Below are 11910 nucleotides of genomic sequence, written 5' to 3' on the forward strand. Positions count from 1 at the left end.
CTATCTGATCAACTAGGATGGTAATCTCGTAATGACATTCATTAAAGCACAATTTAGGAGTTTCAATGAGTAATACCGAAAGTTATACGCCACCTAAAGTGTGGCAATGGGATGCAGAAAACGGTGGTGAATGGGCGAAGACTAATCGTCCGGTCTCAGGTGCAACCCACGAGCAAGACTTGCCCGTTGGTAAACACGATCTTCAACTCTACTCACTTGCGACACCAAACGGCCAAAAAGTGACTATCATGCTCGAAGAACTATTAGAGCTTGGTATTGATGAAGCTGACTACGATGCATTTTTAATTAAAATTGGCGATGGTGATCAATTCTCTTCAGGGTTTGTCAGTGTTAACCCTAATTCAAAAATCCCAGCCTTAATGGATCACAGTACAACGCCCGTTACTCGCGTGTTTGAGTCAGGTGCAATTTTACAATACCTGGCAGAAAAGTTTGATGCGCTGATCCCAAGCGATCACGCTAGTAAAACAGAATGTCGAAATTGGCTATTTTGGCAAATGGGCTCTGCCCCATACTTAGGTGGAGGCTTCGGTCACTTTTATAGTTATGCACCATTCAAAATGCAGTACCCAATTGACCGTTTCACCATGGAAGTAAAACGCCAGTTAGACGTATTAAACCGCCATTTAAGCGACCATGACTACATGGCTGGTAGCGAATATTCAATTGCCGATATCGCTATTTGGCCTTGGTATGGCAGCTTGGTACTTGGCAATTTATATGATGCGGCAGAGTTTTTAGATGTTGAGTCATATAGTCATGTGATGCGCTGGGCAAAACAAATTGAGCGCCGCCCTGCTGTAAAACGAGGTCGCAGAGTAAACAAAACATGGGGTGATGAAGCTGAGCAGTTAGCAGAGCGCCACTCTAAGGAAGATTTTTAAGGGCTTAAATGCCCTTTTTCATAAAAATAAAAAGTATGCAAAAGCTCAGTAAAGAAGATATCTACCAACGCCTCAGTAACACCGAGGATGCCCGTGCCTGCAAAGCAATTGATGAAGCTGCTTGTAAAGTAGTGCCCGGCAATTTTCTTACCTTATTAGTAAGCCAACTATTTAGTAAGTTTGCAGATGCCCTGTTAAACCCTAAAGTGACCCTGCCTTGGCTTTTACAGAGCATTAATGTACCAAGTAGTTTTATTGCTTGGCTTGTGCCTATTCGTGAGTCAGGCTCAATGTTGCCACAACTGGCCATCGCAAGTGCTATTCGTAGGCTGCCTGTCAGAAAGTGGGTTTGGGTGATTGGCGCCATAGTGCAAGCCTTGTGTATTGTAGGCATGCTTATTTGTGCTTTAACACTTCAAGGTGCAACGGCAGGTTTTGCTATCATCGCTATTTTGATTATCTTTAGCCTTGCTCGTGGCTTTAATTCCATTGCTGCAAAAGATGTATTAGGCAAGGTCATACCTAAACAACAACGAGGCAGCATTAGCGGTCTTGCTGCGAGTTTTGCAGGATTTGCAACGCTCACATTTGGTCTTGGTTTATGGTATCTACAAAGCCTTGGCTATGAAAATGGGGTGTATGTTGCTTTAATGCTGGCCGCTTTAATGTGGCTGTTTGCAGCGCTCAGTTATAGCCGCATTCAAGAATACAAGGGTGCAACCGAGGGCGCTGAAAACGGCTTTCTGCATGCTTTATCAAAATTAAAACTGCTTTACCAAGATAAACAATTTGCTCACTTTATTATCACTCGTGCGTTGTTGCTATGTTCTGCTTTGAGCGCCCCGTTTTATATCGTTCTTGCTAGTGAACAGGCTTTCGACTTTTCACTACTTGCTACGTTTATGGCGCTTTCTGGGCTTGCCAGCTTAGTCTCTGCGCCTATCTGGGGTCGACTAAGTGATTTATCGAGCCGCAAGGTATTAGTGTTTGCTGCAATGCTCGTCACCCTCAACGGTTTCGCCGTTTATTTAGTTGCTTATCTGAGCCCACAAACGCTCAATGAATTTTGGCTATTACCGCTCTGTTATTTTTTACTCACCGTAGCTCATCAAGGGGTTCGCCTTGGTCGTAAAACCTACCTTGTTGATATGGCTGAAGGAAACAAGCGCACTGACTATGTCTCTGTTAGTAATACGGTGATCGGAGTTATATTATTACTGCTAGGTAGCGTCGGCTTACTAAATACCTACTTAACGACTGCTGAGTTAATTTTTTTCTACAGTATCTTAGGCTTACTTGGTGCAATTAGTGCGTGGTTTTTACCCGATGCCTAGACCATGCAGTAAAAAAAGCGCATAATCGCGCTGATTTTATCTCCAAAAAGGACTTACTATGAAAAAGGCAGCTCTTGCACTTCTTACGCTACTTACACTTTCTGCTTGTAGCACCAGTGTGCCTATTCGTAACTTTGACGCAAACCCTGTACCGCAAATGGCGTCTGGCCAACATGACCTTGAAAGTATCAAAACCAATATTTTAAAAGCATGTATGAAACTAGGCTGGACGTGTCGTTCAAATGCCGAAGGCCAAATCTTAGGTAAACTTGATATTCGTAAACACCAATTACGCGTTGATATTACGTTTAACGAGCAAGAATATTCTATTGATTACAAAGATTCGATAAACCTTGATTACAATGGCAAAAAAATCCACCGCCAATATATCAATTGGGTTACCAACTTAATGCGCAATATTGATGCTGAATTAGCTTATAAATAAAATTGACGCAGAATCAGGTATTAAAAAAGGCGACCTAGGTCGCCTTTTTCTTTGCTAATTCTAGTTTTTCAAGTTCTTATCGAAGAACTCTAAAAACGCTTTTAACGTTTTAATTCTATACGGCTGGTGCGATAAGTAATGGTCGCCATCTTCGAGCTCAATATAAGTAACATCTTTGCCTTCGTCTTTAAGTTCATCATCCATTTCACGACTATGATAAACAGGCACTACATTATCATCAGAGCCATGAACCAATAGCACCGGACGATTAATTTGCTTTGCAAAATTAACAGGCGACACTTTTTCTAGTTTATCGCCATCAGTTCCAAATTGCTTACGCACAATTTCTTTATTAGTGAAATAACGCGCTTTACTAACAATACGCTCAAGATCAGTAACGCCAGCAAAGCTTGCTGCACATTTGAATGTTTCAGGGTGTTTAACCACTGCCATTAATGCAGCATAGCCACCATAACTTGCCCCGCCAATACAAATTTTATCTTTATTAGCGATACCTTCTTCAACAAGCCAATTCGCCGCATCTTGCAAATCATCTTGCATTTCTTTACCAAAACCTTGAACTGCAGCCATCTCAAATTCATGCCCATAGCCACTTGAACCACGGAAGTTTGGTTGCAGTACTGCATAACCATTATAAGCAAGTAACGCAGTCCAATAGTCAAAACCAGCGTAATCACGAGCCATTGGCCCACCATGCGGGAACACAATTGTTGGTAACTTATCACCTTCTTTGTAGCCCACAGGTAGAGTTAAATACCCTTCAATAGTTAAGCCATCACGAGCTTTATAACTAATTTTCTTTTTACCACTGTAAACAGTTTCATCAACATCTGGAAATGCCGAGGCAAATGCAGTTAATTAGTTAGAATCCCGGTCACCCAACATATAGGTACCAGGGATTTGCTCACCTGAAACGTAAACCACATATTGACGCTGTTCTTTACTAGTATCAATAATATCAATATCAAACTTATCTGCCGGCAATACAGCGCGTAAGCCATTATAAAGGTTGTTTAAATCTTCATCCCAGTAACGGATCCCCTCATCTAATTGAGAGTGCGTAAACCCTGCTACTTCACCTGTAAGAGATGAATAGAATATATGACCATCGAAGTCATAATTATCATCGCTGAACACTAACTCTTTTTTCATGGTCGTTAGGTCCATTTTATAAAGCGCATCATAGCCATCTTTAAGAGCTTTGAAGTAAAGAATATTAGGGTCTTTATCGAAGCCCAAAACAGTCACTACATCAGGGCTAAATGCTTTATATTTGAATAACGTTTTACGGTTATCTCGATCTTCGTCATAAAGAATATATTCAAATTCGTCTTCATCCATTTTTAGGGCAATACGCACATTACCTTGGCGGTCTGCTGTCCAATCAATCACTTTACTACGTGAGCGCTGAATTTTTTTCTTACGAAGTGTACTTAAATCAAGTTCATACACGCCAGGGGCATTGGCAACATCAAAATCACCTTGAACTAAAATTTTATCTTTTTTATCGGGTAAAAAGCTGATTACCTGATCACCAAATTGCGGTTGGCGTTCATCACGATTAAAGTTAGGCTTTATAGCCAGTTTCGCCTTGCCATCACCACCAATTTTATATGCATATAAACGTGTAGAGGTATATTTAGGGCCGCCAAATTGGCGTTGAATATAGCGGGCACCTAAAAGAAGTACCTCATCATTTGCCCATTCATACCAATCGAAGAAAATAGTATGATTATCTGAACGAATAATAGAATCAGCTTCTTTAGTTTTACGGTTATAAACCATTAAAACCAACTCACCATTTACATTTCGAATAAACGATAAATTTTTACCATTTGGCGAAAATTTTACTTGGCTAAAAGCGCGTAAAGAGGCGAATGATTCTACAGGGAGTTGTGTGTTTTCAGCAGCACGAGGCATTAAGCTCAGCACTGCAAAAAGAGTAAGCAGTAAGTACTTCATAATAAAGTCCATTTCTTTTTTATTGTCGCGGCAATAGTAACATTAAATTACAAAAAAAGACTAATTCAAAAAAATTAGACACCTCTTCCATTCGTTTAAAACGAACGTAACACTCGATTAATAGCATTATTAATTTATTTTTTGCTAATTATAATAACTGCACAACTTCAGTTTTCTTAGGTGACATGATGAAAAAAGTACTTGTGTTAAATTCATCTTTAAATGGTGAACAAGGTAATTCAACCAAGCTTAGCCAACTATTTGTTGAGCAGCTTGCTAACAACCAACAAATTTCAGTAACAACTCGCGATTTAAGCGACAATGCGATTGCTCACTTAACGCAGACAGAAATGGCTGCTTGGATGACTGATGCAAACGAACGTAGCGATGAGCAAAAGCTACTTGCTGCAATTTCTGACGATTTAATTGCTGAACTTAACGATAACGAACTGATTGTCATTGGTATGCCAATGTATAACTTTGGTATTCCATCAACATTCAAAGCTTGGATTGATCGTATTGCTCGTGCTGGTATTACATTTAAATATACAGAGCAAGGCGCTGTAGGTTTAATTAAAGACAAAAAAGTAGTGGTACTTTCTGCCCGTGGTGGTGTATATCAAGGCACAGAGATGGATACACAAACTAAATACTTAAAAGATGTACTTGGTTTTGTGGGTATGACTGATGTTAACTTTATTTACGCTGAAGGCCTTGCAATGCCAGGTGCAGATCAAAGCTTAGAAGCTGCACAAAACGAAATAAAGGCTTTCACCGCGTCACTTTAATATGTGATTAATAAAGCTAGATATAAAAAAGCGGTCATCATGACCGCTTTGTGATTTACGCTGTGACCGATAACAGCGAATCACCTTCAGATAAACCAAACTTTTCTTGCACAGAGGCTAGAATTGCTTCTTTATCTTCTTCTCCCAGTTGATCAGAATATTGCGCTAACAACTCATCTAAATAACTGACAACTTCTTCGCTATCAACCTGCTCAAGTGAATTACCACTTGGCGGCGGTGGTGGCGGACCAGGCGGACGCTCACCTTCAGGACGACCTAATTCACCGACTTCAGCGGCATCAAAGCCAGCTTCAGCCATAATTGCTTCCATTTCTTGACCCGGTTGAATACCCGCATCCATAAATGTCTGCATAATAGATTGTGCATCTTCTGCAGTTAAGTTTTCAGGATCAAACTGAGCTAAGGTTTCATTCATTAACTCTGTTTGTTCACTGGTCAACGGCTCTGCTTGAGGTCGTTGCATGGGCTGAAAATTCGCACCCGATGAAACACTGTTGATCATCGTTGATTTTCCTTACGTTTTGGTGGTTTATGGTTGTTGAACTCGTCTTCAGTTACTTCACCATTTTGATCAGCATCCATGTCATTAAAAATGGTTTGCAGCATATCTACAGGCATAGGCTGTTCACTAAACTCAGTAAAATCAATCGCCCCATTGCCATCTATATCAATCGATGCAAAGTCAGGTCGCTGGGGTGGACCGCCTTGATGGTCGCGAGCAAAGCAAGCGGGCGCTGTGGCTAACAACGAAATAGCTAAAACAGAAAGTGCAGATAATTGCTTCATAGCGAACCTCTTATGTCATTCAGTTGACCGTAAGCATAATCTGAGTACCATCCAAAAGTGTGTGGGCAATATGCTACAAATGTGGAAACTTTGTGGATTGCTTTAGTAATTAATCTAAGTTGTGACTTGCTACGTATAATCATCAAAGCAATTTTCAACTCCACGTTTATGGCAGGCTCAAAAAAACAAAAAGTAAATCTTGTTTGGTTTAAACGTGACCTACGACTATCTGATCATCAGCCACTTGCCAGTGCAATTGCATCAGAGCTGCCTTGCTTACTTATTTACAACTTTGAGCCCCTATTACTCGAAGACCCCCATTACAGCTTTAGGCACTGGCGTTTTGTTGCTCAGTCACTTAAAGACATCAACCAACAGCTCGAAAAATATAACGCTGAAATCGCCATTTATAATCAAGAAATGATTACCTTGTTAGAAACCCTTAGTGAAGATTTTGATATTGCAGGGGTTTATAGTCATGAAGAAATAGGTCTTTACAATACCTTTGAGCGAGATAAACAGGTCAAACGCTGGCTAGACAGCAAAGTAATTCCTTGGCACGAAACGCCACTTGGAGGTGTAAAACGAGCACGACCTAAACAGTTTGATTGGCAAACACATTGGCATGGTGTGATGAACCAACGTCTTGTAACGCCAAATTGGCAAGCCTTTAATGCAGTGCAGCCTCATAATTACCAAGCAGCAACCTGTGCTGATGATTTTCTAAAGCACGACCCGCAGTTTCAATATGGTGGCCCTCATGCAGCCAGAGCTTGCCTACAGAGCTTTGTAGAAGAGCGTGCAAAGAGCTACCAAAATGGTATCTCGAGTCCTTCCAAAAGTAGAGATTCATGCTCTAGGCTTTCGCCTTACTTAGCCTTTGGCAACTTGAGCCTCAGACAAGTTTATCAAACTCTTAAATACTATTTAGCAAAGCAGCCTTTAAGCTGGCGTCGCTCATTACATGCTTTCGAGTCAAGGCTTCACTGGCATTGCCATTTTATGCAAAAATTCGAAACTCAATGCAGCATGGAGTTTGCACCGCAAAATGCGGGCTACAAGCACTACCCTTATCGCGATGATGAACTCGTTGCAGAGCACTTAAAACGCTTTGAGCAAGGTCAAACAGGTATTCCCATTATTGATGCGTGCATGCGCTGCCTAGCAGCAACGGGTTACATTAATTTTCGAATGCGCGCTATGTTAGTCAGCTTTATGACTCATCATATGAACATTCATTGGCAATCAGTCAGCTTTATTTTATCGCGTTATTTTTTAGATTTTGAGCCTGGTATTCACTACCCACAAATCCAAATGCAAGCATCGGTCACAGGAACCAACACGATTCGTTTGTATAACCCAATAAAGCAATCTCAAGATAAAGACCCAGATGGCATATTTATTAAAACATGGTGCCCTGAGCTTAAAAACTTACCCATAGAAGATCTCCACCAGCCATGGCAACAGCCGCCAATGGAGGCCTTATTTAATAACTTTAAACTCGGCGAAGACTACCCTGAGCCTATGGTAGATATTGAACATGCAGCCAAAGCAGCACGTGAGCGATTATGGTCATTTCGAGAACGTGATGATGTAAAGCGTGGCACAAAAGCCGTATTGAATAAGCATGTGATAAGCCTTAAAAGACAACGCCATGGCTCATAAAAAGCTTAATTTACCCAGCAAAACCTGCCCCGTTTGCGACAGGCCATTTATGTGGCGTAAAAAATGGCAACGTGACTGGGAGCATGTAAAGTACTGCTCAGAACGTTGCAAGCGTGAAGCAAAAAGAAATATTGGCGTTTAAGTTGCACTTATATCGTTAACTCACAGTTTTCGGCACAAAACCCTGAAAGCCTTTCACGGTTGTCGAAATAATTTACAAAGGAGATGACGATGACGATTAAAAAATCTGCACATACGAGTTGGTCTGGTGATATTAAATCTGGCAAAGGCTATATTTCTAGTCAAAGTGGCGCGCTTGAGAAACAGCCATTTGGCTTTAACACTCGCTTTGAAGATAAGCCGGGCACTAACCCTGAAGAGCTGGTTGCAGCGGCACACAGTAGCTGTTTTAGCATGGCGCTATCGCTTGCACTAACTGAAGCAGGCTTTGTCGCTGACGACATAACGACCAAAGCAACAGTGAGTCTTGATGAAGTTGATGAGGGCTTCGAAGTGAGTCACATTGCACTTGATGTTAGTGCAAAGATAAAAGAAATTTCGAGCGAAAAGTTTGAGCAACTTTGTGATCAAACTAAGCAAGGCTGCCCTATTTCTAAACTGATGAATGCCGAAATATCACTCACCACAACGCTTAATTAATCTCTGTAGGCCAAGCACTGCTTGGCCTTTTCACAAACTAACAGACCCACAACACTTTATTACAATGTAAATACCTACTTGTTGTATTATCTTGATGAAGCAAAACCAAATACAACAAGGATATGTATGATTAAAAAATTAGCCCCGATCGCTCTTGCAACACTTGCTTATTCAAACTGCTCAATCGCCACAGAACAACAAGTAAGTAAACAATGGTTCAACAGTATCGAATACACTCATATTAATAATGACTATTATGACTTTGATGGTTATCAATTAGTAAGCCATTACTACTTTGAGGAGCAGCAAAGCTCGGGTGTGCTCGATGATTATGGTTACCTAGATACAGATACAAACTTTCGAGTGAATTACTCAGGAGGAGACTATTACAACGATATTGGTTTATCAGGCGAGTATTTTTTGAACAACTGGTTTGCTGTAGCCGATATGAGGGATGTGAGGGATTTAGACAATTACACGCTAGGAATTGGCTACTTATTTGCCGATGCCTTAAAAGTCTCTATAAATAGGGATGTGCGTAGCTATGGTGATGATTATTTCCGCTTGAAAGCGCAGTATAACCTCCAAATCAACGATAAGGATTACCTTGGTTTTAGTGCAGAAACAGATGATGAACTCGACGTTTGGAATGTCTCTGCCAGATACTTTAATCATTTAAGCGGTAGCCATTACATTACTGTCGATGTTGGCCACCAAGACAGCCTTAATGATTCAGCAAGCAATGCCATGATCAGCTACTACTTCGGCGATCACTATGCCATAGGCGCAGGTTTGGATGATTCTGAACTCGTTTTACAAGGCAAGTACTTTATTAATGATAAATACTATTTAACCGCTAATTACACTGAAAGCGGCTCTGCTGAACTTTATAACCTTAAGTTTGTTGCCCAGTTTTAAACTGATATGAGCCAACAGCTTTAAACAAAAACGCCGCTATAAAGCGGCGTTTTCAGTTTATAGAATTACATATTGCCTAGCTTAATCATCATTGCAGTGTACATTTTTAAGTTCAGTGCTAACTGCTCTTCAGTAATAAACTCATGCTCTGAGTGACCTGTGTACTTTTTACCTGGCATTGATGGACCAAATGACACCGCATTATCAAACAGCTTAGCATTTGTGCCACCACCAATTGACACAAAGCCCGCGTCTTTATCGCCGGTAAAGTGCTTAAAGATATCGAGTAATGCTTCTGCATGAGGCGCACCATCTAACAGCATTGGCGTACCAATTACCACTTTAGTGTCTTTTAACGTAACACCATTAGTGGTTTGCCAAGCGCTAAGCGCTTCATTAATTTGCTGCTTAAGCACAGCTTCTTGTTTACCTACCGGACGACGCATATTAATCGACAATTTAATGTCGTTACCATCGCGGCTTAATAAGGTTGGCGAAACAGTCATCGGTCCCATAAAGTCATGCTTGTAACCAATTTCCCCGAATTGCGCGCCGTATAAATCAAGGCCAATTAGCTGATTGATAAACTCAACTGCTTGACCATCGCTATTGTTTTCAAGATCAATACCTTTAAAGATTTCTGCAAGGTGCGCAATGGCATTTTCACCAGCTTCTGGCTCAGATGAATGCGCTGAAATCCCCTTCACTTGGACTAACAAGCCATTGTCTTGCTCTGTCATCGCCACTTTGACGTTTTTAAGCTTAGCGACATTGTCGTGTAATTTAGCCACAGTTGCCGCATCAGCGTTATGTACTAACACACTGGCATCTTCAGGGATTTGGCTAACAAAGGCGCCGCCTTTTAAGTCACTAACATATAAGCCTGTTTGTGCTGAGGTCTCTGAGAAAGTCGGGGCAATTAAGCTCCAGCCTTTTTCTGCAACAACCACAGGGTATGAAGCATCAATAGTGACTGCGTATTTAGGTTGCTGATAGGTTTTCATGAACTCTTCGAGTGGTGCCCAATCAGACTCTTCTGCAAGGTAAACCATTAATTCAATACGGTTATTTAATGTAATACCCTTGTCTTTGATCGCCTTCATTGCATGCAGTGCAGTCGCAATTGCCCCTTTATCATCTTCTGTACCACGTGCAATTAGCTTTCCTGGCTCAGAGGTTTTATCCATTTTAAATGGACTTTGCTGCCATTTACTGGCATCTGCTGGTTGCACATCACCATGGGTTACTATGGTTACTTTTTCAGCTTGGTTACCCATGCCAATTAACACTGTGTAGCCTAAATCTTGATAATCAAAACCAAACTGCGCCGCTTTCATTTTTAAGAACGACTTAAAGCCAATGAAATCTGGGTTATCTGGAGTCGCTAGACCTTCTTTATTTACCGTTGGGTACGAAACTAAATTCTCTAAGGTATGAATTTGCGCATGTTGATATTGCTCTACCGCGTAGTTAGCCAGCTTTTCACTTTGCTCAGACACAGCAGCCTGACTAGAGAAAGCACTTAATAAAAATGCAGCAAGTAATGAATGTTTCAAGATAAGCTCTAGAGTTTAAGAAGGTTTTTAGAAAGTCGCCTTGATTGTAACGCTTATAACGCCGACATAACATCTCTAATTAAAGCAAAATAGATCGCTTAAAAATACCAACAAGGTACAATAGCCACTCACCCTATTAATTCGTTTGTTAGACTCATGAACCGCAGAAAAAAGATCTTCACTAAACTTAAGCAAAAAGATAAGCGTGCCAATGCAAAATTGCATAAAAGCAATAAACCGGCATATATTTCAAAGGCAGAACGCGAAAAATTAGCACAGCAAGAAGCTGAGCAGGAAAGTTAAAAATACCTAGTTGTCAGCGGTCAGCGGTCAGCGGTCAGCGGTCAGCGGTCAGCGGTCAGCGGTCAGCGGTCAGCGGTCAGCGGTCAGCGGTCAGCGGTCAGATTGTAGGCGCGATTTTACATCGCGCAATATAAAAAGATAACGCGCGAAATAAATTTCACACCTACATCAAAAAACGTGGGAGCGGCTTTAGCCGTGAATAAAGTAAAGCTGTTCGGCGTTAAAACGCCTCCTACACCGTAGGTGTCACGCTTGCTTAGCGCGTCTCAACCACCACACAAATAAAACACCCTCGCGCGAAATAAATTTCACGCCTACCACACCTCAATTCACATTTGTATCGGACACGTGATTTGACTTGCTAACTTTACTCTCGTAGCTAGATACTCTGGTTTTCAAACTGAAAGCTGAAATCTGACGGCTCATCATTCTCTTTGTCCACTCTGGTTTAGCGCGTAGAAATTTCACGCCTAGCAACTCAACTCTTTTCACACTCATTCACAAATTGTGCTTCACATAGTTCCGGTTTTTAAGTATTTTAAAATT

Annotated in this window: 14 protein-coding genes; 9 read left to right on the forward strand and 5 right to left on the reverse strand. The window is 41.1% G+C overall.

Annotated elements, in window-relative coordinates; translation table 11 throughout:
• The first annotated feature begins 65 nt into the window (after positions 1-65).
• From yghU to J8Z28_RS12360, 3 genes are read left to right on the forward strand one after another with little or no spacing between them, the layout of a single operon-like run.
• On the forward strand, positions 66-905 hold the full coding sequence (gene yghU / locus J8Z28_RS12350) for a glutathione-dependent disulfide-bond oxidoreductase (RefSeq protein WP_250659521.1): 840 nt from the start codon (positions 66-68) through the stop codon (positions 903-905).
• A gap of 35 nt (positions 906-940) precedes the next feature.
• The gene (locus tag J8Z28_RS12355) at positions 941-2239 is read left to right on the forward strand and encodes an MFS transporter (protein ID WP_055021473.1); all 1299 of its coding nucleotides are present in this window, start codon (positions 941-943) and stop codon (positions 2237-2239) included.
• A 58-nt stretch (positions 2240-2297) separates the two neighbouring features.
• Positions 2298-2684, forward strand: coding sequence for a hypothetical protein (locus J8Z28_RS12360; protein WP_054561969.1), 387 nt, complete (start codon positions 2298-2300; stop codon positions 2682-2684).
• 60 nt (positions 2685-2744) lie between these two features.
• On the opposite strand, the gene J8Z28_RS12365 is transcribed toward J8Z28_RS12360, so the two are convergent.
• Together J8Z28_RS12365 and J8Z28_RS12370 are read right to left on the reverse strand one after the other, a co-directional pair.
• A complete protein-coding gene (locus tag J8Z28_RS12365; RefSeq protein WP_350338390.1) occupies positions 2745-3500 on the reverse strand; it encodes an alpha/beta hydrolase family protein in 756 nt (251 codons plus the stop codon).
• Between the two features lie 63 nt (positions 3501-3563).
• The gene (locus tag J8Z28_RS12370; protein WP_250659523.1) at positions 3564-4667 is read right to left on the reverse strand and encodes a hypothetical protein; all 1104 of its coding nucleotides are present in this window, start codon (positions 4665-4667) and stop codon (positions 3564-3566) included.
• 188 nt (positions 4668-4855) lie between these two features.
• Between J8Z28_RS12370 and J8Z28_RS12375 the strand changes: the two genes are divergently transcribed.
• Entirely contained in the window at positions 4856-5455 is a 600-nt protein-coding gene (locus J8Z28_RS12375; RefSeq protein WP_054561971.1) for an FMN-dependent NADH-azoreductase, read from the forward strand.
• Between the two features lie 55 nt (positions 5456-5510).
• On the opposite strand, the gene J8Z28_RS12380 is transcribed toward J8Z28_RS12375, so the two are convergent.
• The gene (locus tag J8Z28_RS12380) at positions 5511-5978 is read right to left on the reverse strand and encodes a hypothetical protein (RefSeq protein WP_054561972.1); all 468 of its coding nucleotides are present in this window, start codon (positions 5976-5978) and stop codon (positions 5511-5513) included.
• On the reverse strand, positions 5975-6262 hold the full coding sequence (locus J8Z28_RS12385; RefSeq protein WP_054561973.1) for an EF-hand domain-containing protein: 288 nt from the start codon (positions 6260-6262) through the stop codon (positions 5975-5977). Before J8Z28_RS12385 ends, J8Z28_RS12380 begins: the two co-directional genes overlap by 4 nt.
• 168 nt (positions 6263-6430) lie before the next feature.
• Between J8Z28_RS12385 and J8Z28_RS12390 the strand changes: the two genes are divergently transcribed.
• The 4 genes from J8Z28_RS12390 (at position 6431) to J8Z28_RS12405 (ending at position 9505) form a co-directional block, all read left to right on the forward strand.
• Positions 6431-7927: a cryptochrome/deoxyribodipyrimidine photo-lyase family protein gene (locus J8Z28_RS12390; RefSeq protein WP_054561974.1), complete on the forward strand. Its 1497-nt coding sequence runs from the start codon at positions 6431-6433 to the stop codon at positions 7925-7927.
• Positions 7917-8069 (forward strand): DUF2256 domain-containing protein, encoded by a 153-nt coding sequence (locus J8Z28_RS12395; RefSeq protein WP_082401584.1) that lies wholly within the window; start codon positions 7917-7919, stop codon positions 8067-8069. The genes J8Z28_RS12390 and J8Z28_RS12395 overlap by 11 nt, the downstream gene beginning before the upstream one ends.
• Before the next feature lie 89 nt (positions 8070-8158).
• Positions 8159-8587, forward strand: a complete 429-nt coding sequence (locus J8Z28_RS12400; RefSeq protein ID WP_054561975.1) for an OsmC family protein — start codon at positions 8159-8161, stop codon at positions 8585-8587.
• A 126-nt stretch (positions 8588-8713) separates the two neighbouring features.
• Positions 8714-9505, forward strand: a complete 792-nt coding sequence (locus tag J8Z28_RS12405) for a putative porin (RefSeq protein ID WP_250659524.1) — start codon at positions 8714-8716, stop codon at positions 9503-9505.
• A 65-nt stretch (positions 9506-9570) separates the two neighbouring features.
• Here the strand turns inward: J8Z28_RS12405 and J8Z28_RS12410 are convergent, their stop codons facing one another.
• The gene (locus J8Z28_RS12410; RefSeq protein WP_250659525.1) at positions 9571-11061 is read right to left on the reverse strand and encodes a dipeptidase; all 1491 of its coding nucleotides are present in this window, start codon (positions 11059-11061) and stop codon (positions 9571-9573) included.
• Between the two features lie 156 nt (positions 11062-11217).
• Here J8Z28_RS12410 and J8Z28_RS12415 point away from each other — a divergent pair, with 156 nt between their 5' ends.
• Positions 11218-11364, forward strand: a complete 147-nt coding sequence (locus J8Z28_RS12415) for a DUF2986 domain-containing protein (RefSeq protein ID WP_064971746.1) — start codon at positions 11218-11220, stop codon at positions 11362-11364.
• Positions 11365-11910 lie beyond the last annotated feature (546 nt).

Source organism: Pseudoalteromonas sp. SCSIO 43088, assembly GCF_023650795.1.
Taxonomy (GTDB): Bacteria; Pseudomonadota; Gammaproteobacteria; order Enterobacterales; family Alteromonadaceae; genus Pseudoalteromonas; species Pseudoalteromonas shioyasakiensis.

Coding starts and splice junctions, on each gene's coding strand:
- J8Z28_RS12375 (WP_054561971.1), top strand. CDS start 4,856: ATGAAAAAAGTACTTGTGTTAAATTCATCTTTAAATGGTGAACAAGGT.
- J8Z28_RS12415 (WP_064971746.1), top strand. CDS start 11,218: ATGAACCGCAGAAAAAAGATCTTCACTAAACTTAAGCAAAAAGATAAG.
- J8Z28_RS12390 (WP_054561974.1), top strand. CDS start 6,431: ATGGCAGGCTCAAAAAAACAAAAAGTAAATCTTGTTTGGTTTAAACGT.
- yghU (WP_250659521.1), top strand. CDS start 66: ATGAGTAATACCGAAAGTTATACGCCACCTAAAGTGTGGCAATGGGAT.
- J8Z28_RS12355 (WP_055021473.1), top strand. CDS start 941: ATGCAAAAGCTCAGTAAAGAAGATATCTACCAACGCCTCAGTAACACC.
- J8Z28_RS12405 (WP_250659524.1), top strand. CDS start 8,714: ATGATTAAAAAATTAGCCCCGATCGCTCTTGCAACACTTGCTTATTCA.
- J8Z28_RS12400 (WP_054561975.1), top strand. CDS start 8,159: ATGACGATTAAAAAATCTGCACATACGAGTTGGTCTGGTGATATTAAA.
- J8Z28_RS12370 (WP_250659523.1), bottom strand. CDS start 4,667: ATGAAGTACTTACTGCTTACTCTTTTTGCAGTGCTGAGCTTAATGCCT.
- J8Z28_RS12395 (WP_082401584.1), top strand. CDS start 7,917: ATGGCTCATAAAAAGCTTAATTTACCCAGCAAAACCTGCCCCGTTTGC.
- J8Z28_RS12380 (WP_054561972.1), bottom strand. CDS start 5,978: ATGATCAACAGTGTTTCATCGGGTGCGAATTTTCAGCCCATGCAACGA.
- J8Z28_RS12360 (WP_054561969.1), top strand. CDS start 2,298: ATGAAAAAGGCAGCTCTTGCACTTCTTACGCTACTTACACTTTCTGCT.
- J8Z28_RS12385 (WP_054561973.1), bottom strand. CDS start 6,262: ATGAAGCAATTATCTGCACTTTCTGTTTTAGCTATTTCGTTGTTAGCC.